This is a genomic window from Ancylobacter radicis, assembly GCF_018449475.1.
Classification (GTDB): domain Bacteria; phylum Pseudomonadota; class Alphaproteobacteria; order Rhizobiales; family Xanthobacteraceae; genus Ancylobacter; species Ancylobacter radicis.
In genome coordinates, this window is the sequence record NZ_JAHCQH010000014.1 from 542,459 (window position 1) to 563,651 (window position 21,193).

The following is a 21,193-nucleotide window of genomic DNA, read 5'->3' on the forward strand; positions in this document are numbered from 1 at the left end:
CGGCAACAGGGGAGGATTGCATGACCTACGATCCCGGCAACATCTTCGCGAAAATTCTGCGTGGCGAGCTTCCCGCGCACCGCGTCTATGAGGATGAGAAGGCTTTCGCCTTTCTCGACATCATGCCCCGCTCCACCGGCCACACGCTGGTGATCCCCAAGGCGCCGGCCCGCAACATCCTCGACATCGAGCCGGACGACCTCGCTCATGTCATCGGCGTCGCCAAGAAGATCGCCGTGGCGCAGATGGCGGCGTTCGGAGCGGATGGAATCACCGTCCAGCAGTTCAACGAGACCGCTGGCGGGCAGGTCGTGTTCCACCTGCATGTGCATGTGATCCCGCGCTTCGAGGGCGTCGAGCTGCTGCCGCCGCAATCGAAGATGGAGACCCCAGAGGTCTTGGCCGCGAATGCCGCCAAGCTGAAGGCGGCACTTGAGGGCTGATCGCTTCAGCCAACGCTGAGCCACCAGGCGCCGGCGATGAGCACTGCCTCGGCGGTGAGGACGCCGGCGAGGACGGAACGGCGAAAGCCGACAAAGCCGCCAATGCCCGCGGCAACCGCTGCGATCCGCAGCCAGAGGGGCAAGGCGATGAGCGCCCCGTTCGGCACCAGCAGCAGCCGGGCGACGACGGCGGCGAGCAGCGCCGTCGCCACCGCACGCACCCACTGCATCCACAGGCCGTTCTCGTCGATCCGCCGCCCGAACAGGACGCCGAGCAGGCGCCATATCTCGTTCGGCAGGAAGCCGACCAGGATCACCACCAAGGCCGCCCCGAGTTCCGTGCCGATGAAGCTCATGTCGCGCGCCGAAATCCATAGCGGGCGATCAGGAAGGCGAGCGTACCGCCCCCTACCCCCGCCCAGAACAAATCCAGCCCTCCCGGCGAATTGACCGCCAGCGGCGAGATCGCCGCACCCAGGCCGATCGCCAGCCAGTCGACGGGTGCCTTGGCGTTGCGCACCAGCAGGATGGTGAAGGAGATCGGGGTGAGCAGCAGCAGCGCCACCGCGAGCGGGCCCGGCAGCGCATTGGTGAGATAGTAGCCGAAGGCCGTGCCACCGGTGCTCATCACGGTCAGGCCGGTGCCGAGGCCGATCGTGTAGGCCGGTCGGCCGACCGGCGGAACCTTCGGCAGCAGGCGCAGCGCCTCGACCCACATGGTCACGGCGACGAAATGGGCGCAGAGAATCTCATGGAACAGGCGTGGGCGCGGCCCGCGCATCAGCGGCATCAGCGAAACCACCATCGGCAGAAGACGCACCCCCGAGAGGCACACGGCCAGAGCGACGGCCGGTAGCGGGGCGCCAGCACCGATGCCGCCGACGAGGATCACCTGGGCCGGCAGCGCCCAGACCAGCACGGTGGACAGCAGCCCCGCGCCGATGGGAAAGCCGACATCATGCAGCAACCCGCCAAAGCCGACAAAGGTCGCCACCAGCACGAAGCCCGGCACGGCCAGCGCCCCGGCCATGCCCCGCAGGAACCAGCGGGTGGCGGAAATCGTCTCGGAAGGGGGAATGTCAGGCACTGGATTCATGGGGCTCACGCGGGTGCCCGTACATCGGCCGCGCCACCGCGGCGGTCAAGCGCCACCTTGGTGGGATTGTTCGGGCCGGGATGTCTGGCCCGCTACTCGCCATGGCAGGCCAGCGTAACGAAAAACCCCGCCGGCTGAACCGGCGGGGTTTGATCGTGAGGCGAAGGAGGATCAGACCTTGACCAGCGGCAGCTTCGGCACCTTGGAGCCGCCCGGACGGGGGCGACCGCCCTCACCCGTCGGCTTGGCCGTCTTGGCCGCCGGCTTGTCGGCCGTCTTGGCCGTGGCCTTGCGGCGCGGCGCGCGCTTGGCCTTGACCGGCTCGATCTTCTCCGGCTTGGGCGTAATCGGCCCTTCCGGGAACTCAAAGGCGAGTTCCGTACCGCCGTCCTCGTCGGTCTTCAGCACGACGCGAACATGCCCGCCGGAACGCAGCTTGCCGAACAGCACCTCGTCGGCCAGCGCCTTCTTGATGTGCTCCTGGATCACCCGGCCCATCGGACGGGCGCCCATCTGCTGGTCGTAGCCGCGCTCCACCAGCCAGGCGGTCGCGTCGTCCGACAGCTCGATGGTGACGTTGCGGTCGGCGAGCTGGGCTTCGAGCTGGAGCACGAACTTCTCCACCACCAGCGAGATGACCTCGTTGGTGAGGTGGGCGAAGGGAATGATCGCATCCAGGCGGTTGCGGAACTCCGGCGCGAAGAGGCGGTTGATCGCCTCCACATCGTCCCCTTCCCGCTTAGAGCGGGTGAAGCCGAAGGCCGACTTGGACAGATCCGCCGCACCGGCATTCGTCGTCATGATCAGAATGACGTTGCGGAAATCGACCTGCTTGCCGTTGTGGTCGGTCAGCTTCCCGTGGTCCATCACCTGCAGAAGGATGTTGAACAGGTCGGGATGCGCCTTCTCGATCTCGTCGAGCAGCAGCACGCAATGCGGGTGCTGGTCGATGCCATCGGTGAGCAAGCCACCCTGGTCGAAGCCGACATAGCCCGGAGGGGCGCCGATCAGCCGCGAGATGGTGTGCCGCTCCATATATTCGGACATGTCGAAGCGCAGCAGCTCGACGCCGAGGCTGGACGCGAGTTGCTTGGCGACTTCCGTCTTGCCGACGCCGGTCGGGCCCGAGAACAGGTAGGAGCCGATCGGCTTCTCCGGCTCGCGCAGGCCGGCGCGGGCGAGCTTGATGGCGGACGCCAGAGCCTCGATGGCCTTGTCCTGCCCGTAGACGACGCGCTTCAGCGTGGTCTCCAGACCGGCCAGAACCTCCGTGTCGCTCTTAGAGACCGTCTTCGGCGGGATACGGGCGATCGTGGCAATGGTCGCCTCGATCTCCTTCACGCCAATGGTCTTCTTGCGGCGGTTCTCGGGCACCAGCATCTGGGCCGCGCCGGACTCGTCGATGATATCGATCGCCTTGTCCGGCAGCTTGCGGTCGTGAATGTAGCGCGCGGAAAGCTCAACCGCCGCCTTGATGGCTTCGTTGGTGTAGCGCAGCCGGTGATAGTCCTCGAAATAGGGCTTCAGCCCCTTCAGGATCTCGATCGCATCGGGAACGGTCGGCTCCGGCACGTCGATCTTCTGGAACCGACGCACAAGGGCGCGGTCCTTCTCGAAATACTGGCGGTATTCCTTGTAGGTGGTCGAGCCGACGCAGCGCAACGTGCCGGCCGCGAGGGCTGGCTTGAGCAGATTGGAGGCATCCATCGCCCCGCCCGAGGTCGCCCCGGCACCAATCACCGTATGGATCTCGTCGATGAACATGATGGCGTCGGGATAGGCCTCGATTTCCTTGACCACCTGCTTGAGGCGCTCCTCGAAATCGCCGCGGTAACGAGTACCCGCCAGCAGCGCGCCCATGTCGAGCGAGAAGACGGTGGCCTTCTTCAGCACGTCCGGCACTTCGCCATTGACGATGCGCCGTGCCAGACCCTCGGCGATGGCAGTCTTGCCCACGCCGGGATCGCCGACGAAGAGAGGGTTGTTCTTGGACCGGCGGCACAGCACCTGGATGGTGCGGTGGATTTCCGCGTCACGACCGATGAGCGGGTCGATCTTGCCTTCGCGCGCCTTTTTGTTGAGGTTCACGCAATAGGCGTCGAGCGCATCGGCCTTCTTCTTGGTGTCCTCCCCGGTCTTCGTCTCCGTCTCCTCCTCGGCGCCTCGGACAGGACGGCTTTCCGACATGCCGGCGCGCTTGGCGATGCCGTGACTGATGTAGTTGACCGCATCATAGCGAGTCATGTCCTGCTCTTGCAGGAAATAAGCCGCATGGCTCTCACGTTCGGCGAAAATCGCGACCAGCACGTTGGCGCCGGTCACTTCCTCGCGGCCGGAGGACTGGACATGGATCACCGCGCGCTGGATCACGCGCTGGAAACCGGCCGTGGGCTTGGAATCCTCGCCCGCGTCCTGCACGAGATTGTCGAGTTCGGTGTCGATATATTCGACGAGGTTGCGACGGAGCTTTTCGAGATCGACATTGCACGCCCGCATGACGGCAGCCGAATCCTGATCGTCGACAAGCGACAGAAGCAGGTGCTCCAGCGTGGCGTACTCGTGATGGCGTTCGTTGGCGAGCGCGAGGGCCCGGTGAAGCGACTGCTCGAGGCTGCGGGAGAAGGTGGGCATCGGGACCTCTTCGTTTAGCCGTCGCGGGGCGTCACTTCTTCTCCATGACGCACTGCAAAGGATGCTGATGCTTTCGGGCGAAGTCCATCACCTGGGTGACCTTTGTCTCGGCCACTTCATAGGTGTAGACGCCGCACTCGCCCACGCCATGCTGATGAACGTGCAGCATGATCTGGGTGGCTTCCTCCCGGTTCTTGGTGAAGAAGTGCTCCAGCACATGAACGACGAACTCCATTGGCGTGTAGTCGTCATTGAGCAGGAGCACCCGGTAGAGGCTCGGCCGCTTCACCTGCGGCTTCGTACGGGTAATGACCGCCGTTCCCGGCGGGTTGTCACCGCGCCGACGACGCTCGTCGTCGGCCATCATGATAAAGGGCAGCGTTTCGGTTTCAGGTTCTGACATTCAGGCTGGACCTTCCCGGCAACATACCGGGGCTTGCTTCAGACATAATAGGTAGCCGCTCCCCCTCGCGCCAGAGCCCCGACTGGTTCTCTCTGTCGCAATCCGGTGACAATGGAGCCTGGGAAGCTTGTGTGGCGGTATCTTCGCCTGCGTCATCATGACGAAACAACTTTGTGACTGCCGGCGGGAGCCAAAACGAAAAGGCCCGACCTTTCGGCCGGGCCTTCGAAATTCTCAATCGCACCAGAGCTTCGCATCACCGACCCAAGGCCAGCAACGCACCGCTCGATGGGGCGCGCCTCAAGCGAGGCGTGTCACTTAGCGCCCGGCATCTTGGCGATGAGGCCTTCGTAGGGCTTGTAGGTCTCCTTGGCGAGATCGGCGTAAAGTTCGCCCATCTTGGTCGCCTGGGACACGAAGCTCTCATAGGCGCTCTTGAAATAGTCCGACTGGATCTCGACCGCCTTGTCGAGGGTCTTGGCGCCGAACAGCTTCTCAGCCACCGCGGTGCTCTCCTCGAAGGACTTCTTCGAATAATCGGCCATCTCGACGGCGATCGCCTGCACGCCCTTCGACATGGTGCCGAAGCTCTTCATCGCCAGTTCCATGTTGTCCTTGCCGAGCTTCTGGAGGTCGTCGACGTTCTGCATGTTAGCCAGCTCCTGTGCTGTTCCACGCGTGCTGAGTCTTGCCCGCTCGCGTCCGCTTGGGAAGCGTCTCCCTGCCTTCTAAGTAGCGCAACGCAGCATACCCGTCAAGAATTTTTGTGCAGCGCAACATGACAGGTCCGCACAAGGATACCAGCTCATTTTCTCGCCACATGGACGGGGATGATGGGCTCAAATTTACGAGTTCGTAACCGCACTCTTCTTAAGGTTTGCGGAGTGATCGCTCGGCAACGTTCCTTCAATTCAGAGCTGGTGCGCCGCACCCGCCCTGCGGCTGCCAGGGATCTGCCGATCGTTGTGTACCGGCCTAGGCCGAGAGAGTAAGCGAGACGGGTAGATGCGGGTTTCGGGGCTTATCGGCACGTATGCCATGCGTGCCGGCGTGTTGCTTCTTACAGTGTCACTGATGGGCGCGAGCGCCGCTGATGCGGCGCCGAAGAAGAAGAAACAGGCCCGAAACAAGGCGGCGGTCACCCGAACGGTTGCCGATAACGGCGCCTGGAAGCGCGGCTATTCCGACATTGTGATCGACGCCAACACCGGCAAGGTTCTCCATGAGGAGAATGCCGACGCCCTGCGTCACCCTGCCTCCGTGACCAAGGTCATGACGCTTTATCTGCTGTTCGAACAGCTTGAGGCCCGCCGGCTCCGTCTCGATTCCCAACTGCGGGTCTCGCCCTATGCGGCGGCCCAGCAGCCGTCAAAGCTCGGCGTCAAGGCCGGCTCGACCATCTCGGTCGACGACGCCATCCAGGCGCTGGTCACCCGCTCGGCCAATGACGTCGCCGTGGTGATCGCCGAGAATCTCGCCGGCGACAGCGCCAGCTTCGCCCGCCGCATGACCCAGCGCGCCCGCTCCCTCGGCATGTCGCGCACCACCTTCAAGAATCCCAATGGCCTGCCCGACCCGCAGCAGGTGACGACGGCCCGTGATCTCGCCACGCTCGGCCGCGCCATTCAGGAACGGTTCCCGACCTATTACGCCTATTTCGAAAAGCGCAGCTTCATGTATCGCGGCGTCGCGATCCGCAACCACAACCGCATGCTCGGACGCATCGAGGGTGTTGACGGCATCAAGACCGGCTACACCAACGCCTCCGGCTTCAATCTGCTCACCAGCGTGAAGCGCGATGGCCGCTATGTCATCGCCGTGGTCATGGGCGGCGCCAGCGCGGCCTCTCGCGACAACCGGATGGCCGCCCTCCTGACCGAATCCCTGCCGCGCGCCTATGCCGGCCGCCAGATGGTGGCCCGCATGAATTCCGCTCCGGCCATGGCAGATGCCGACATGGCGCCGGTCGCCGTGGCCGTCGCCGCGCCGGTTCCCGCGCCTGCCCCCGCCGTCGCGCCGGAAGTGGTGCCGGTCCCCTCCGCCAACCCGCGCATCGCCATGGCCTCGGCCGCCGCCCTGCCGGCTGCCGTTGAGACTGACGAGATCACCACGGCCTCGGTGCCGACCCCGCCGGTCCGCGCGGCTGACCCGTCCGCTCTGGCGGGTTCCACCACCCCGATCGTCCCGGTTGCCGTCAAGACCGTGGCGATCGCCCGCCCGACCGCGCCGACGGCGACCTTCAGCAACCAGCCCGGCATTCTCGGCACGCTCGCTTTCACCAGCAATCAGGCGCCAGTGGCGACCGCTCCCGCTCAGGCGGCGGCTCCCGCCCAGCAGGCCATCAAGAAGGTCCAGCTGGCCAGCGCCGGCCCGACCGAAATTCCGTTCCAGGACGCCGAGACCGCCGATACGGCGGCCCGCCCCCGCGCCGGCGGCTGGGGCATCCAGATCGGCGCCTTCGGCAGCGAAGCCGACGCCCACGCCCAGCTGACCAAGGCCAAGCAGAAGGCTGCCGCCGCCCTCTCCAAGGCGGCTCCCTATACCGAGACCGTGAAGGGCTCCTCCACCATCGTGCGTGCCCGCTTTGCCGGGTTCGACGCCGAGACTGCCGCCCGCAAGGCCTGCGCGGCGCTGAAGCGCAGCGACTTCGGCTGCATGGTCTTCCGGAACTGACGGGAGCCCTCAATGCCGATGGAGCAGGATGTCCTTGGCTTCGTTTACCCGGGCGGCGAGATAGTTCGACCCGCCCTGGTCGGGATGGAGTTTCTTCATAAGGGATCGGTGAGCCTTTCGGATGTCATCCGTACCCGCCCCCGGCGCAAGCCCCAGGATCTGGTAGGCCTCCTCTTCCGTCATCGTGCCACGGCGCGGCGCATCAGCGCCCCGCCCGCCCGGGTCGCGCTGAGCGTTTTCACGCCAGCCGGGCGCCCGGCGGTCCAGATACGCTTCGAGTAGCTGGCGGCTCTCCGCATCCAGCTCCAGCGCCAGTTGGGCGATGGAAGGGATTTCAAGACCATCGAGCGCCTGTCCGGCATGGCTCCCGCTCGTCACCGTGCCGGTCAGTCGCCCGCTATCATGGTCGAGTTGCATGTCCAGCGCCGCGGTGCGCACGGACGATACCCGTCCCTTGGTGGTGCGCAGGCGATCCCAGGGCGCCCCGCGCCCCAGATTCCAGCCGATCAGCGACAGCCCGAAAATGCCGAGCGGGATCGCCGTCTCGATATGGCCGCGCATCCCGAGAAAACCGGCGACGAGCAGCATGGCGCCGCCGCCAACGCTGCGCCCCATCTTGGCCAGCGCCTTGGCATCCGCCCGGCCGAACGCTTTCAGCCCGTAATACAGCAGCGCGACGATGGCCGCGCCGATCAGCAGATTGATCATTGGCCGTCCCGCATGGCCGACAGAAGAAGGCGCGCGCCCGCCGAGGAGGCCGAGAGCGATTGCAGGGCCTGTGTGCCGCCGGCGGCATAGGTCGCCGCCGCGCGCAACAGAGCCCGTAACTGCTCGGCCGAGCCGGCATCGAACCGGCACCAGGCGCCTTTGGTAAGCCGCGCAATCTCGCGGAAGGCGCGCTCGGCATCCCGGTCATGCCCCTCCTGAAAGAAGAAGGCCGGAATGCCCCGCAAGGCCAGCGGACCGGCTTCGGCGCACAGATGATCCAGCGATTCCTCCATCGCGTCGCCGACGAAAACCAGTGCTCCCACAGGACCTTGTTCCGCTTCCCTGGCGGCGTGCCTGAGCACGCGGCCGATCTGGGTGGCTCCGCCCCGACAGTCGATCTTCGCCATCAGAGCGCCCAGGCGCGCGCCCTCAGCCATCCAGGGAGAGGCACGACACTCCGTCAGGCCGCGGAAGTAGATCAGCTGCATGTCGAGCCCGCCGATGCGGCTCGCCTCGTCAAACATCTCCACCTGCAGCCCGCAGGCGATATCCCAGGTTGGCTGGCGGCTCATGGTGGCGTCGAGGCCGAAGATCAACCGCCCGCGACGCCCGGCGGCCACGGGCGGGCGGGCCTTCACGTCGGCGAGGAACGCCGCGACGTCGGCGGAGGGGGCGACCTTCGTCGCGGGGCGTGGCGCCATGGGGCGCGTCTTGTCCGAAGTCATAGCGGCCTCGATCGGATTCGGCGCGATACTAGCGGTGCCACGCGATGGGAGACAGCACCTCGCGCATGGTTGACCCCACGCCTCCCTTTGCTAGACCCTGCCGGCCCCTTGCGACCAGGATGCACTCCGATGTCCTCCACGACCGTCCGGCCCGTCCATACCGTTCAGGAGCTGCGGGAGCAGGTCGCCACGTGGCGCGTGCGCGGCGAGCGCATCGCCCTGGTGCCGACAATGGGCGCCCTGCATGCCGGGCACATGGCCCTTGTCACGGCCGCCCTCGCCCATGCCGAGCGCGTGGTCGTGTCCATTTTCGTCAACCCGACCCAGTTCGCCCCGACGGAGGATCTCAGCCGCTATCCAAGGACATTGCAGGCGGACCTCGAAAAGGCAGCGATGGCAGGCGCGGATCTGGCGTTCGTGCCCGATGTGGCGGAAATGTACCCTGCGGGTTTTGCGACGACGATCTCGCTTTCCGGCCCCGCCCTCGGACTGGAGACCGATTTCCGGCCAACCCATTTTGCCGGGGTCGCAACGGTGGTCGCCAAGCTTCTGATCCAGGCGGAACCGGACATCGCGATGTTCGGCGAAAAGGACTACCAGCAGCTTCAGGTGGTCACCCGCATGGCGCGTGATCTGGACATGCCGGTTCGGATCATCGGCGTGCCCACGCTCCGGGACCCGGACGGCCTCGCCCTCTCCTCGCGGAACATCTATCTGTCGCCGCAAGAGCGGAATGTCGCGCCGGTTCTCTATCGCGCGCTCTCGGCGGCCGCGTCCGAGATTACTGGGGGAGCCGATGTCGCCGCGTCCGTCGCGCGGGCACGCCAGACAGTGATCGCGGCCGGCTTCGAGCTGCACTATCTCGACGCGCGCCATGCCGAGACGCTGGCCCCCATCGCAACGCCCGCCGAGGGCCCGATCCGTCTGCTGGTTGCCGCCCAGCTCGGCGCGACGCGTCTCATCGACAATGTCGCGGTTCCGGCCTGACCGTCAGCTCACCACGAGATAGCTGACGGCAAAGCCGACGATGACAAGGGCGATGCCGATGCCGAGCACATAGCGCATCGGCTTGACCTCGACGGCCTGGCGCTCCTCGATATTCGCCTTCACCACGACCTCATCACCCGCCATTTCGCGGTGATCGTCCGAATCCTGCTTCATCCTTCATCTCCCTGTTGCCAGTGACAACGCGGGAGAACGGATGGGGTTTCCCTTAGGAGTCAAAGCAGGCCCAGAGTGCGCAATTCGCGGCGCAGCGTCTCGGGGAGCGCGACGTCGCCCGGCCCGTCACCCATGTCCAAGGGCGCATCCTTGGCGGCAAGATAGCGCCATCCCTGGAACGGCCGGCAGGGGCGCGGCTCGACGCGGCGGACAACTGGCTCCAGCACCAGATGACAGCGGCGTATGCCGTCCGTGTCGACGAAAGGCCGGATCGCCAGCAGACGCTGGCGGCACGCCACCTCGCCCTTCACGACCCAGTAGAGCGAACCGCCGTCAATCAGTTCGGGCAGGCGGTTCGGCACCATCCGCGTGGTGTGGAACTGCTCCACCGCCTCGCCGCGCGCTGATTTGCGGGCGAGATCCTCGGCAATCCACTCCTCGAGGTCCTGCACCGATTCGGCGCCAACACAGAGCTTGAGAAGATGGAGCGGCATGGGAAAGCGGGTCCGGGGAACGGGCGGCCCTTATACCCGCTTCACGACCGGCCAGTCGACCTCATCCTCGGGCACCACAGCCGTCTCGGCCAGAGCCAGCTTCTTCCAGGCCACGAATGCCGGATGGTCATGGATAGCGCCAATATAGGCCTGTGTCGGCTCATCCACCGCGATACCGTAGGTGCGCAGCCGCGTTGCCACCGGAGCGAACATGGCGTCGGCCGCGCAGAATGCGCCATAGAGGAAATCGCCGCCAGCTCCGAATCGCTCTCGCGCCTCCGCCCAGCGACGCATCAACAGGCGGACATCCTTCAGCGCGGCTTCGGGCATGGCCCGCACCTCGATCGGCCGCCAGAGATTCATCGGCGCGGCGCTACGGAGGGCTCCGAAGCCGCCATGCATCTCGGTCGCCAGCGAGCGCGCGTGAGCCCGCGCGACCGGTTCTCCCGGCCACAGGCCGCGATCGGGGAAACGCTCGGCCAGATGCTCGAGGATGGCGATGGACTCCCACACGACGGCCTCGCCGTCGATCAGCACCGGCACCCTGCCGGCGGGAGAGACCGCACGGGCGCGGGCCTTGAAGTCGGGCGCCTCCAGCGGGATCGTGATTTCCTCGAAGGGAATTCCCGCCGCCTTCATGGCGATCCATGGCCGCAGCGACCAGGAGGAATAGTTCTTGTTGCCGATCACCAGCTTCAGCGTCATGGCCACCTTCCGCGTGTCAGGGCGGTCAAGATCGGTCAGAGCGGCGCAGGTGGCAAATTCAGATCGCTCATGGCGGCCATCACGACGGATGATCCTGCCATCCATCGCGGGCAAAAAACAAACGGCCCGGCGGTGAAGCCGGGCCGCTGAAACTGCAAAGCTCGGCTACACGCTTGCAACCGATCCAACCAGAAGGCGAGGCTCGCCGAGCCGACGCTCAGCTCGCCGCCACCTGAACGGCCTGGAAGCCGCCGAAGAGATAGACAAGAGCGACCGCGGCGAGAAAGGCGACGACGGTCCAACGTGCAACTCCCCAGCAGGAGGAGTGCTCGGAAAGGGCAGGCATGTGAGATCCCTAGATCGAATTTCAGATCACGTCGCTCAAGCAACAGATTCCTGTCTGGCGCGGACCGAAACAAAACTTAATCAAACGTTACCGCGTTCGCAATCGCGAAAGCGTCACAATCCCCTGCACCACGCGCAATCCTGCTAAGCGCGCGTGGAACGGACGCTTGTGTCCATCGGCTCGTCGTCGGTATTGAAGCATTGCAGCGGAGCCATCAGGATAGGGCTTGCGCCGTCACCCTCCCCTTCTCCTCTGCTCCCAAAGCGCCATAAAGTCATGTTCGGCTTCACTTATCTCGACGGCATAGCCTTTGTCGCCTTCATCATCGCCTGGATCGCCTATCATTTGATGATGGAGGGCGGCTGGGCGGAGCGCCGCTCCTTCAACCGTCGGATGGATACCTTCCGGCAGCAATGGATGCAGCGCATGTTGGCGCGCGACAACCGAATCGTCGACGCCCAGATCGTTGCCGCACTGCAAAACGGCACCGCCTTTTTCGCCTCGACCTCCCTGCTCGCCATTGGCGCGACACTGGCGATCCTGCAATCGACCGACGCGGTCATGGCGATCTTCGCCGATCTGCCTTTTGTGGAGCCGAACCGGACCAGTTGGGAGGTGAAGACGCTGGGTCTGACCATTATATTCGCCAACGCCTTCTTCAAGTTCGCCTGGGCCTATCGCCTCTTCAACTACACCACGATCCTGCTCGGCTCGACGCCGCCCGCGCGCGATGCCGCGACACCCGAGGCGCAGGCCCATGCCCGGAAGGCGGCGCGCATGGCGACGCTGGCCGGCCGGCATTTCAACCGCGGCCAGCGTGCCTTCTTCTTCGCCCTGGCCTATCTGGGCTGGTACATAAATGGCTGGGCCTTCATGATCACGACCTTCGCCATTTTCATGGTCATGATGAATCGCCAGTTCGGCAAGGACGCGCAGTGGATCCTCGATGACGATACTTCGGAGCGCCAATCGTGAATGACGCCATGCCCACGACGGAAACTCCCCGTCCCCGCCGGCCTTCCGAAGAGGCCATGGAGGCCGCGATCCTTGCTGTGGCGGGCGCCGCCAACCGCAGCGTCTCGCCGGAGGATGTCGCCCGCAGCCTCTCCAAGGGTCCCGAATGGCAGACCGCTCTGCCGGTGCTGCGGCGGGTAGCGCAGCGCATGGCGCGCGAGGGACGCCTCGTCATGTACCGCAAGGGCAAACCCGCCGACCCGGATGAATTGCGCGGCGTGTATCGCCTTGGCCTGCCCGGCAAGAGTGACGAGCCCGGCGACATTTGACGAGTTGGTGGCCCGTCAGGGGGCCGGGAAGAAAGTGCCGATGCGCCCGGTCCAATAGTAGACCGCGAGTCCGACCCATTCGCGGGCGGCCGCATCAAAGAACTGAAGCCCCTCGGCTACCGAGCTGAACAGCCGCCAAGGCGAGCCCTGTCCAGTGGTACGGAAGTCCACCGGGTAGGCGGTCACGTCGAACCCCACGGCGCGGAAGCAGCCCATCGCTCGTGGCATGTGAATGGCCGAGGTCACCAGCAACCAGCGTTCCCCCGCGGCGGGATTGACCAGATCCCGCGTGAGGCGAGCATTCTCCGACGTGTTGCGCGAACGGCTCTCGAAGGTCACGCGGTCGGGATCGACACCGATTTGCGGCAGAACCTGCCGGATGACGTCGGCCTCCGCGATGGGTGGCGGTTCGAGACGTCCGCTGCCGCCGGTAAAGACAATCCGGGCATCGGGATAGCGCCGGCTGAGATCGGCAAGGGCAAAGAGCCGCTCGGCCGATTCCTGGAAGGCTGGCTGGCCGCGTGCGGCGGTGATGTCCGGCAATTCCGCCCCGCCCAGCACGATCACGCCGGCAACCGCCTGCCCGTCATCGGCGTGGATGGGAAAGCGGTCCTCCAGCGCCTGCGTCATCAGGCGACCGAACGGCCCTAGCCCGGTGACCAGAATCCCGACGACGCCGATGACGGCAAGACTGGCGCCGAGGCGCCGCCAGCGCAACATCAGCACGAGGCCGGCGAGCGCGACGAGCGTGAGAAATGTCGATGGGACGGCCGCCATCCAGCCGAGCTTGGAGAGAGTGAAGAACATGCCCGTTACATAGTTCAGCGCAATTGCGAGCGCGAGACAGGAAGGCTCTCGCCGCGTGCCACCCGTTCCAGGTAGCGGTCGACGCCCGACAGCGGCACCGGCGCCGCCAGCAGAAAGCCCTGCACATAGTGGCAGCCGACCGACTGAAGGTAGCGTAACTGCTCGCGTGTCTCCACGCCCTCGGCGGTCACGGTGATGGCCAGCGCGCGAGCAAGGCGCACCACGCAATCGATGATGGCCGCGGCATCTTCCGTGTGGCCGATATTCTGGATGAAGCTGCGGTCGATCTTGATCGTGTCGACCCGGAAACGGCGGATATAGCCGAGCGAGGAGTATCCGCTGCCGAAATCGTCCAGCGCGATCCGGATGCCCATGTTCCGCAGTGCCGAGAGCGAAGCGAAGGCCTCCGGCTGGTTTCCGAACAGCAGGTTTTCGGTGATCTCGATTTCCAGCCGTTCGGCCGGAAAGCCGGTCTCGTGCAGGATACGCCGGACGGTGTCGGCAAGGTTGCCCATCCGAAAATCGACAGGGGAGAGGTTGACCGCGATCTTAACGTCGCCCCAGTCCCGCGCCTGTTCGCAGACCCGCCGCAACACCCACATATCGAGTTCGGTGATCAGCCCCGATTGCTCGGCGATGGGGATGAACTCGCCGGGCGAGATAAGCCCCTGAACGGGATGAAGCCAGCGCACCAGGGCTTCGAAACCCACCACCACATCACCGTCATTGGAGAATTGCGGCTGGTAGTAGACCGCCAGTTCGCCCGTGGTCAGCGCCCGCTTGAGCTCCAGCTCGACATCGCGCCGGCGCACGACCTCGCGCTCCATGCGGGGGGTGAAGACGCGCAGGGAGCCGCGCCCCTCGGCCTTGGCACGGTACACCGCGATATCCGCCAGCCGGATAAGTTCGCGCGCTTCGGTTCCATGGTCCGGCGCGATGGTGGCGCCGATCGTGCCGCTGATCACCAGTATCTGTCCCGCAATCTGCGCCGGCCGTCGGATCGCGTCGAGCACGACGGCACCGATTGCCTCCACCTCGTGATTGTCCGGCCCGACGGAGGCCAGCAGCACGAACTCGTCCCCGCCGAAGCGCGAGGCCAGCAGCGAGGGAAGCGCGAGAGCACCGAGGCGCGAGCCGATCTCGGCGAGCAGCAGGTCGCCGACATGATGACCCAATGTGTCGTTGACGTCCTTGAAGCCGTCGAGATCGAGGAAGAAAATCGCCAGACGGTTGCCGGGACCGACCCGAACCAGCCGATCACGCAAGGCGCGCATCAGCATGGCCCGGTTGGCGAGGCCGCAGAGCGAGTCGACATAGGCCAGCCGCGAGGCGAGCGCCTCGCTTTTTGCCAGTTCCTGCGTCGCACGCCGGGCGTACCAGAGAATGATGATCGCGGCCGCGAGCAGCAGCACCGCCGCTCCCAGCAGCGCCGGCAGCAGGGCCCTCAACAGGGCGGCACCCGGGTTTTCCGGCATCCAGCTCAGCCAGGCCGGTGCGATGTCGCCATCATGGAAGGGGATGAGCACCGCCTGACGTCTCTCGTCGGGCGGCTCACTGGTGATGGCGGGCGCTGCGACATGAAGTTCCGCGATCAGGTCACCGAGAAAATCCGTATCGAGGAAGACGACGGTTACGGCGATCGGCGGCACGCGCGTCGGTGAAACCACCCGGCCGTAATCCGGTGTGATGCTGATCGCACCGACCAGCGCGGGGCGACCTTCCACCCGCATATAGCCGGCCCTAAACACTGGAGACAGTTCGCGCGGGCGTTCCCCGCTCCGGGTGGCAGCGGCAACCTGCGCCGCCTGTTCCATGAAGGCGGCGCCGACACCGCGGACCAGAGGCGTCATCGCCTTGGCATCGAATGGGGCGATATCGACCGCGATCATCGAGCCATTGACGGAAGCGTAGCCGAGGCCGGTCTCGAGAACCACATAGGAACGGTCGTGCCCTTGAGTGTCGTGCAGCCACCGGCCGAAATTGTCGTGAACCCAATCGACGTCAAGGAAATAGGCGGTTCGTAGAACCGACTCGTCCCAATGAGCGAAGCTGGCCAGATCACGCTGGAGATCACCGGCCCGCCGGTTCAGGCTGTCGAGCATCAGCTCGTTCCAGCGGTCGCGCGACGCTTGGTCGACCCGTTCGGCGGCGAGCAGCGAGAAGGCGACCATGGCGGCGATAGCGGCGGCGATGACAAGGGCCACCGCCAGGATCATCCGGTCACCCGTGCGCGCCAGCCGGGCGCTGCCAAACTGGCGATTGGACGACACAGCCCCTTCACCAGACCCGCCTGTGGGCGCCTGCCCGAGAAGACGGCCGACGGGCCCCCACATCTGCTCTCTCCTGCGGATTGCAGCTATGCTAGGGCGCTTTTGTTAATGGCGGTTGAAATATTCGACTTTGTTTCGATTTTTTAGGTTTGAAACCAAAGCGACGCGATTCCAAGGAAGGCGAAAAAACCGACCACGTCGGTGATCGTCGTGACGAAGGGGCCGGAGGAGACGGCGGGATCGATCTTGAACCGATTGAGCGTCAGGGGAATAAGAATTCCACCCAGAGCCGCGGCGACGAGATTGATGATCATCGCCAGGGCGATGACAAAGCCGAGATCGGCAACGCCGAACCGGGCGAACACGACCACGGCCATGATGACGGCGAACACGACGCCGTTGAACAGACCTACCAGCAGTTCGCGGGCAATGATCCGCCCCGCATTGCTGGTGCGCAGCTCCCGCGTGGCGAGGGCGCGCACCGCAACGGTCATGGTCTGCGTGCCGGCATTGCCGCCCTGGCTGGCGACAATCGGCATGAGCACGGCCAGCGCCACCATCTTCTGCAGTTCGTCCTCGAACATGGAGATGACGAAGGAGGCCAGATTGGCGGCGATCAGGTTGAGGAAAAGCCAGGTGAAGCGACTGCGCGCGATGTACCAGAAGCTGTCGGAGAGCTCCTCGTCGCCGGCCACGCCGCCCAGCGCCTTCAGATCCTCATCCGCCTCTTCCTGGATGACGTCGACAATGTCGTCGACCGTCAGCACGCCGACGAGGCGCCCAGCCTCGTCCACCACTGGCGCCGAGATCAGGTTGTACCGCTCGAAGACACGAGCCACATCCTCCTGATCGTCCGTCACATTGACCACGTGACGATCGGCGGTCACGACCTCGCCAATCTTTACCCCGCGCTTGGTACGCAGCAGCCGATCGAGAGGAACGGAACCGCTCAGCCGGAAGGTGGGATTCACCACGAAGACCTCGAAGAAAACCTCGGGCAGGCCGTCCGTCTCACCGATGTAGTCCAGCGCCTGACCGACCGTCCAGAACGGCGGCAGGGCGATGAACTCCGTCTGCATGCGCCGGCCGGCGCTTTCCTCGGGAAAGTCGAGGCTTCGCTGCAGCGTGGCCCGCTCGGGGATCGGCAGTTGCGCCAGGATCTCCTGCTTCTCGGCCTCGTCGAGGTCTTCGAGGATGTAGACCGCGTCGTCGGAATCGAGATCGCGCAAGCCCTCGACGACGGTCTGCGTGGACAGTTCCTGAAGGATCTGGACGCGAACCGTCTCGTCGAGCTCGGTCAGGGCCGTGAAGTCAAAGTCGCTGCCCAGCAGCTCGATCATCCGCGGCCGCTCGGAGGCCGGCAGGGCCTCCAGCAGACGTGCGAGATCGGTCTCATGCAGATCCGCCACCAGCCCGCGCAACGCCTCGACGTCGCGCACATCGATGGCGCCGACGATCGCCTCGACGAAGCCGGGCACATCGATCGGATCGACGTCGTGCTCGGGGCCGCGCCCGGAACGGGAGGCGGCGAGATCGGTCTCTTCGCGCATGCCGCTCTCCGGCCGAAGCTTCGGAATCAGGTGACTGGGACCGTTCTTATGAAGCATCCTCGGGGAAGGCAAACCGATCCCCTCAAGGTCCTGTCAATGCATCGCGCGCGTGGTACCCCGGCAACAGGTTGGCCCCATGGTTGAGACGACAGCCGTACGGCTTTTCATCATCGGGCGGGTCCAAGGCGTCGGCTATCGCGCCTGGTTCGCGGCCGAGGCACGTCGGCGCGGCCTGCGCGGCTGGGTTCGCAACCGGCGGGACGGCCGCGTCGAGGCGCTGCTCGCCGAGGGACCGGACATGGACGCGATGATCGAGGTCGCCCGGCATGGCCCGCCGGCGGCCCATGTGACGCAGACAGAGATCAGCCGGGAAATGGTCCCTGCCGACATGCCGTCGGGTTTCGAGGTGCGCCCGACGCTCTAATCCGCGACCGTCGGACCGAACACCGCCTCAAACTCGCGGCGAAGCGCGAGATCGACATCCTCCATGCTCACCGGTAGGCCGAGATCGACCAGGCTGGTGACGCCATGATCGCGGACGCCGCAAGGCACGATACCGGTAAAATGGGCGAGGTCCGGCTCAACGTTGAGCGACACGCCATGCATGGTCACCCAGCGCCGGACACGGATGCCGATGGCGGCGATCTTGTCCTCCCCCTCCCCTTCGCGGAAGGGACGACGCACCCAGACGCCGACACGATCCTCCCGCCGCTCGCCGCGTACATTGAAGGCGGCGAGAGAGCGGATCAGCCATTCCTCAAGCGCGGCGACGTAACGCCGGACATCCGGCGCCCGGCGCTTCAGGTCCAGCATCACATAGGCCACGCGCTGGCCGGGACCGTGATAGGTGAACTGCCCGCCCCGGCCCGACTGGAAGATGGGGAAACGCTGCCCATCCACGAGGTCTTCAGGCCGCGCACTGGTGCCCGCGGTGTAGAGCGGCGGGTGTTCCAGCAGCCACACCAGCTCGTCCTCGTTCCCGGCCGCGATAGCCTCTGCCAGCCGGTCCATTTCGGCCAAGGCCTGCGGATAGGACACATAGCCGGGCGCCACCCGCCAGCGTACCGGCGGGCTGCCCGGATGTGGCAGCATCTCGGGGGCAAGATCGTCGCGCGGCTGCGCGGATGAGGTGGTGATATCGGCCATGCCGGAGAGATAATCATTTGCGGGCGGTCTGTCTTCCCATCCATGCCCGTTCCTGGAACGACTCTGTCCACAGGCGGGCCGCAAGCCCTTGTGGACCCCCATTCGATCTGTTAGACGATGCCCCGCTCCCGCCGGCCGCTGCTTGCAGCTCACCGCCGGTACGGAGCTATGCGGTCGTGGCGGAATTGGTAGACGCGCTGCCTTGAGGTGGCAGTGGGTAACACCGTGGAGGTTCGAGTCCTCTCGACCGCACCATTCCCAAAGGATGGATGCAACGCACGGCGACCCTCGGGTCGCCGTTGTCGCTTCTAGGGTGCGAAACGGCGGGCATCGGATGCCCCATCGGCCCTGCCCTCTTCCCATGACATGAAAATTCAATCGTGCCCTGCGTCAGTCGGGGGCGACCGCGGTGGCGACGCCGGCGGGCACGATGTGAACGACCCGGTATCCCTTCTCCCGCAAAGCGGCGAGGAAAGCGGGAATCATCTTCGCGGTCTGCGCACGGGTGTCGTGGAACAGAATCATGCCCCGACTCTGGTGATCAAGCCGCGCCATCACGAGTTCCAGTTGTTGCTCCGGCGTCATCGGGTTCCAGTCCCCCGCCCAGAGATCCGCCCCGAAGACGCCGACGCCGCGCTTGGCGAGATAGTCCAGCAGTTCCGGCGACGATCCGAAGCCTGGGAAGCGGAAGAACGGCACACGCGGATGCGGGCCCGCCGCGCCATAGGCGGCACGGTCGACCGACGCGAAACCCTTCTCGATGTCGGCAACCGCCTTGTCGAAGGGCATATCCGCCAATGTCATCGGGTGAGTCTGGCTGTGATGGCCAACCGTATGCCCCTCGGCGATGATCCTGCGCACCATGTCGGGATGCGCCGCGGCGGCACGGCCGACGAGGAAGAACGTCGCACGGACGCATTCCTTGGCGAGGGCGCGCAGCACGGTCTCGGTCGTACCGGGATGCGGGCCGTCATCGAATGTGAGAACGACCTCGCCATCGGCAAGGTCGAGCGTTTCCGGGAAATGCTTGGTGCCGACCTTCAGGCCCGCCGCCTGCACCTCCATGACGCGCGAAGTGCCCAGCCGCCCCTCACAAGGGGACGCGGCACGCGCCGGAGAGACGGTCGCGGCAAGGAGGGACGCCAGCAGGGCGGCCCGGACGAGGCGGCTCATGGCGAGCTCCGGCGCAATGATGATCCCGCCTAGCTAGCCTGCCGGTCCACGCCCCGCCAGAGCGCCGGCGCCACACTCAGTAGGCGTTATGATGGATCGCTACCTTCAACGTCATGAACAGGATCTTGATGTCCAGCCAGAGCGACCAGCCATTGATATATTCGAGATCAGCGGCGACGCGCTTCTCGATATCGATCCGGCTGTGCGTGGCCCCCCGATAGCCCCGTACCTGCGCGAGCCCGGTCACGCCCGGCTTCATCGTGTGCCGGCTCCAGTAATCGGGAATCAGCTCCCAGAACAACGCCCCCTCGGCGCGCGAGCCCAGTGCATGGGGGCGCGGACCGACCAGACTCATGTCGCCATTGAGCACGTTGAACAGTTGCGGCAGTTCATCGAGGCTGGTGCGGCGCAGGAAATTGCCGATGCGGGTGATCCGCGCATCGCCTCGGGAGGCCGAGATGTTGCCCGAATTATCCGACAGGTCGTTCCGCATGGTCCGCAGCTTGAAGCAGCGATAGGTACGGTTGTTGCGGCCGACGCGCTCCTGCACGAAGAAGGCGGGACCCGGCGAATCCAGCTTAACCAGAATCGCGCAAATCGCGATCACCGGCCCGACCACCAGCAGCATGGCGCCGGTTACGGCGAGATCGAAACCTCGCTTGAGCAGCCGCTCGCCCAGATTGAGCGGACCGCGCGAGATCACCAGCGTCGGGTGGTTCTGCCAGTGCGACAAGGCCAACGGCTGCACGTCACCGAGGTCGGCCACGATCTCCGCATCGAGGCCACTGAGACGCATGGCCTCGGCCCATTTCAGCCGCTCCTCCGAATCGGCGAACGACAGAACGACGCGATCGGCATCGCGAACCGTGCGGCTCACACGGTCGAAAAACTTGGGATCGCTGAGGGCGGGGACAATGTTGTGCTTCCGGACATTGACCATCATGGTCATCATGTTGCCGGTTCGCCGCTCCATGCCGACACCGTCCGTCAGCACCACGATACGCGGCTCGACGATCGAGAACAGGAACCGGCGTATCATGCTGACGCCCATGGCTCGCACCAGGACGAGCAACACAGATCCCAGCAGCAATGTATAGCCGACCTCAAGTCGCGAGAGTTCGGCGCTTACCTTGAGCGCGAAGGTCACGCTGAAGCTGATCGCGGCGGCGATGATAAGGGCGGCCAGCGCCCTCAGGATGGAGCGGCTGAAGGAACGCAGCGCCCGCATGTCATAGGCCCGAAGGGCAATCGCCGCGAGAAGATAGGACGGCGCGAGCAGCGCCAGCGTCTGGTCCCAGTTACTCGGCGACAACTCGCCGTGCCGAAGGGCGCCCGCGAGAATGCCGGCCACACCGATGGTCGCCAGGTCGATGACGGCGGCCCCGACGATCAGGCTCAGCCGCACAAGGTTCCTGTGACGCCCCAGCCCTCCCCGCGACCGAAGACGCTCCTTGCGTCCTTCACTCGCGGCACTTTCGGACAATTCGTAATAGATCCCGATTTCGCCCATAGAAGACTGTCCCCCAACAGTCAGAGGGGCATGGCGGGAACGCGCTCTCCACAAGAGCCGCACCGCACG

Annotated in this window: 23 protein-coding genes and 1 tRNA gene; 7 read left to right on the forward strand and 17 right to left on the reverse strand. The window is 65.3% G+C overall.

What is annotated here, in order from left to right; genetic code table 11:
* Positions 1-20: 20 nt before the first annotated feature.
* Positions 21-443, forward strand: a complete 423-nt coding sequence (locus KIP89_RS05840; protein ID WP_213754444.1) for an HIT family protein — start codon at positions 21-23, stop codon at positions 441-443.
* A 5-nt stretch (positions 444-448) separates the two neighbouring features.
* Here KIP89_RS05840 and KIP89_RS05845 read toward each other — a convergent pair whose 3' ends face one another.
* The 5 genes from KIP89_RS05845 to KIP89_RS05865 form a co-directional block, all read right to left on the reverse strand.
* The gene (locus tag KIP89_RS05845; protein ID WP_213754445.1) at positions 449-799 is read right to left on the reverse strand and encodes an AzlD domain-containing protein; all 351 of its coding nucleotides are present in this window, start codon (positions 797-799) and stop codon (positions 449-451) included.
* Complete coding sequence (locus KIP89_RS05850) at positions 796-1,539, reverse strand: AzlC family ABC transporter permease (RefSeq protein ID WP_250152213.1); 744 nt, start codon at positions 1,537-1,539, stop codon at positions 796-798. Before KIP89_RS05850 ends, KIP89_RS05845 begins: the two co-directional genes overlap by 4 nt.
* A gap of 171 nt (positions 1,540-1,710) precedes the next feature.
* Complete coding sequence (clpA, locus tag KIP89_RS05855; RefSeq protein ID WP_213754446.1) at positions 1,711-4,170, reverse strand: ATP-dependent Clp protease ATP-binding subunit ClpA; 2,460 nt, start codon at positions 4,168-4,170, stop codon at positions 1,711-1,713.
* A gap of 31 nt (positions 4,171-4,201) precedes the next feature.
* On the reverse strand, positions 4,202-4,537 hold the full coding sequence (clpS, locus tag KIP89_RS05860) for an ATP-dependent Clp protease adapter ClpS (RefSeq protein ID WP_369807058.1): 336 nt from the start codon (positions 4,535-4,537) through the stop codon (positions 4,202-4,204).
* A gap of 350 nt (positions 4,538-4,887) precedes the next feature.
* Entirely contained in the window at positions 4,888-5,223 is a 336-nt protein-coding gene (locus tag KIP89_RS05865; protein ID WP_213754448.1) for a phasin family protein, read from the reverse strand.
* A gap of 424 nt (positions 5,224-5,647) precedes the next feature.
* On the opposite strand from KIP89_RS05865, the gene KIP89_RS05870 reads away from it, so the two are divergent.
* Positions 5,648-7,246, forward strand: a complete 1,599-nt coding sequence (locus KIP89_RS05870; protein ID WP_250152214.1) for a D-alanyl-D-alanine carboxypeptidase — start codon at positions 5,648-5,650, stop codon at positions 7,244-7,246.
* Positions 7,247-7,255: 9 nt separating this feature from the next.
* Here the strand turns inward: KIP89_RS05870 and KIP89_RS05875 are convergent, their stop codons facing one another.
* Together KIP89_RS05875 and KIP89_RS05880 are read right to left on the reverse strand one after the other, a co-directional pair.
* Entirely contained in the window at positions 7,256-7,954 is a 699-nt protein-coding gene (locus tag KIP89_RS05875) for a DnaJ domain-containing protein (RefSeq protein WP_213754450.1), read from the reverse strand.
* Positions 7,951-8,679 (reverse strand): VWA domain-containing protein, encoded by a 729-nt coding sequence (locus KIP89_RS05880; protein WP_213754451.1) that lies wholly within the window; start codon positions 8,677-8,679, stop codon positions 7,951-7,953. Before KIP89_RS05880 ends, KIP89_RS05875 begins: the two co-directional genes overlap by 4 nt.
* Before the next feature lie 129 nt (positions 8,680-8,808).
* Here KIP89_RS05880 and panC point away from each other — a divergent pair, with 129 nt between their 5' ends.
* Positions 8,809-9,666: a pantoate--beta-alanine ligase gene (panC, locus tag KIP89_RS05885; RefSeq protein ID WP_213754452.1), complete on the forward strand. Its 858-nt coding sequence runs from the start codon at positions 8,809-8,811 to the stop codon at positions 9,664-9,666.
* Between the two features lie 3 nt (positions 9,667-9,669).
* Here the strand turns inward: panC and KIP89_RS05890 are convergent, their stop codons facing one another.
* From KIP89_RS05890 to KIP89_RS19965, 4 genes are all read right to left on the reverse strand, one after another.
* Positions 9,670-9,840: a hypothetical protein gene (locus KIP89_RS05890; protein ID WP_213754453.1), complete on the reverse strand. Its 171-nt coding sequence runs from the start codon at positions 9,838-9,840 to the stop codon at positions 9,670-9,672.
* A 59-nt stretch (positions 9,841-9,899) separates the two neighbouring features.
* Positions 9,900-10,334 (reverse strand): DUF1489 family protein, encoded by a 435-nt coding sequence (locus KIP89_RS05895; RefSeq protein ID WP_213754454.1) that lies wholly within the window; start codon positions 10,332-10,334, stop codon positions 9,900-9,902.
* A gap of 30 nt (positions 10,335-10,364) precedes the next feature.
* Positions 10,365-11,039, reverse strand: a complete 675-nt coding sequence (locus KIP89_RS05900; RefSeq protein ID WP_213754455.1) for a glutathione S-transferase family protein — start codon at positions 11,037-11,039, stop codon at positions 10,365-10,367.
* A 217-nt stretch (positions 11,040-11,256) separates the two neighbouring features.
* Positions 11,257-11,385: a hypothetical protein gene (locus KIP89_RS19965; RefSeq protein ID WP_256441425.1), complete on the reverse strand. Its 129-nt coding sequence runs from the start codon at positions 11,383-11,385 to the stop codon at positions 11,257-11,259.
* A 276-nt stretch (positions 11,386-11,661) separates the two neighbouring features.
* On the opposite strand from KIP89_RS19965, the gene KIP89_RS05905 reads away from it, so the two are divergent.
* Both KIP89_RS05905 and KIP89_RS05910 read left to right on the forward strand, forming a co-directional pair.
* Positions 11,662-12,360: a DUF599 domain-containing protein gene (locus KIP89_RS05905; RefSeq protein ID WP_213754456.1), complete on the forward strand. Its 699-nt coding sequence runs from the start codon at positions 11,662-11,664 to the stop codon at positions 12,358-12,360.
* Positions 12,357-12,668 carry a DUF3253 domain-containing protein gene (locus tag KIP89_RS05910; protein ID WP_369807054.1) on the forward strand — a complete coding sequence of 104 codons (312 nt, stop codon included), beginning with the start codon at positions 12,357-12,359 and terminating at the stop codon, positions 12,666-12,668. Before KIP89_RS05905 ends, KIP89_RS05910 begins: the two co-directional genes overlap by 4 nt.
* 15 nt (positions 12,669-12,683) lie before the next feature.
* Here KIP89_RS05910 and KIP89_RS05915 read toward each other — a convergent pair whose 3' ends face one another.
* From KIP89_RS05915 to mgtE, 3 genes are all read right to left on the reverse strand, one after another.
* Positions 12,684-13,475 carry a YdcF family protein gene (locus KIP89_RS05915; protein ID WP_213754457.1) on the reverse strand — a complete coding sequence of 264 codons (792 nt, stop codon included), beginning with the start codon at positions 13,473-13,475 and terminating at the stop codon, positions 12,684-12,686.
* Positions 13,476-13,489: 14 nt separating this feature from the next.
* Positions 13,490-15,745 (reverse strand): putative bifunctional diguanylate cyclase/phosphodiesterase, encoded by a 2,256-nt coding sequence (locus tag KIP89_RS05920; protein WP_213754458.1) that lies wholly within the window; start codon positions 15,743-15,745, stop codon positions 13,490-13,492.
* A 143-nt stretch (positions 15,746-15,888) separates the two neighbouring features.
* Positions 15,889-17,295, reverse strand: a complete 1,407-nt coding sequence (mgtE, locus tag KIP89_RS05925) for a magnesium transporter (RefSeq protein WP_213754459.1) — start codon at positions 17,293-17,295, stop codon at positions 15,889-15,891.
* A gap of 136 nt (positions 17,296-17,431) precedes the next feature.
* Between mgtE and KIP89_RS05930 the strand changes: the two genes are divergently transcribed.
* Positions 17,432-17,719 (forward strand): acylphosphatase, encoded by a 288-nt coding sequence (locus KIP89_RS05930; protein ID WP_213754460.1) that lies wholly within the window; start codon positions 17,432-17,434, stop codon positions 17,717-17,719.
* On the opposite strand, the gene lipB is transcribed toward KIP89_RS05930, so the two are convergent.
* Complete coding sequence (gene lipB / locus KIP89_RS05935; protein WP_250152215.1) at positions 17,716-18,441, reverse strand: lipoyl(octanoyl) transferase LipB; 726 nt, start codon at positions 18,439-18,441, stop codon at positions 17,716-17,718. The genes KIP89_RS05930 and lipB overlap by 4 nt on opposite strands.
* A 170-nt stretch (positions 18,442-18,611) precedes the next feature.
* On the opposite strand from lipB, the gene KIP89_RS05940 reads away from it, so the two are divergent.
* A tRNA-Leu gene (locus KIP89_RS05940) sits at positions 18,612-18,696 on the forward strand.
* A gap of 135 nt (positions 18,697-18,831) precedes the next feature.
* On the opposite strand, the gene KIP89_RS05945 is transcribed toward KIP89_RS05940, so the two are convergent.
* Together KIP89_RS05945 and KIP89_RS05950 are read right to left on the reverse strand one after the other, a co-directional pair.
* Positions 18,832-19,614, reverse strand: a complete 783-nt coding sequence (locus tag KIP89_RS05945) for a polysaccharide deacetylase family protein (protein WP_213754461.1) — start codon at positions 19,612-19,614, stop codon at positions 18,832-18,834.
* A 76-nt stretch (positions 19,615-19,690) separates the two neighbouring features.
* Complete coding sequence (locus KIP89_RS05950) at positions 19,691-21,124, reverse strand: exopolysaccharide biosynthesis polyprenyl glycosylphosphotransferase (RefSeq protein ID WP_213754462.1); 1,434 nt, start codon at positions 21,122-21,124, stop codon at positions 19,691-19,693.
* Positions 21,125-21,193: the final 69 nt, after the last annotated feature.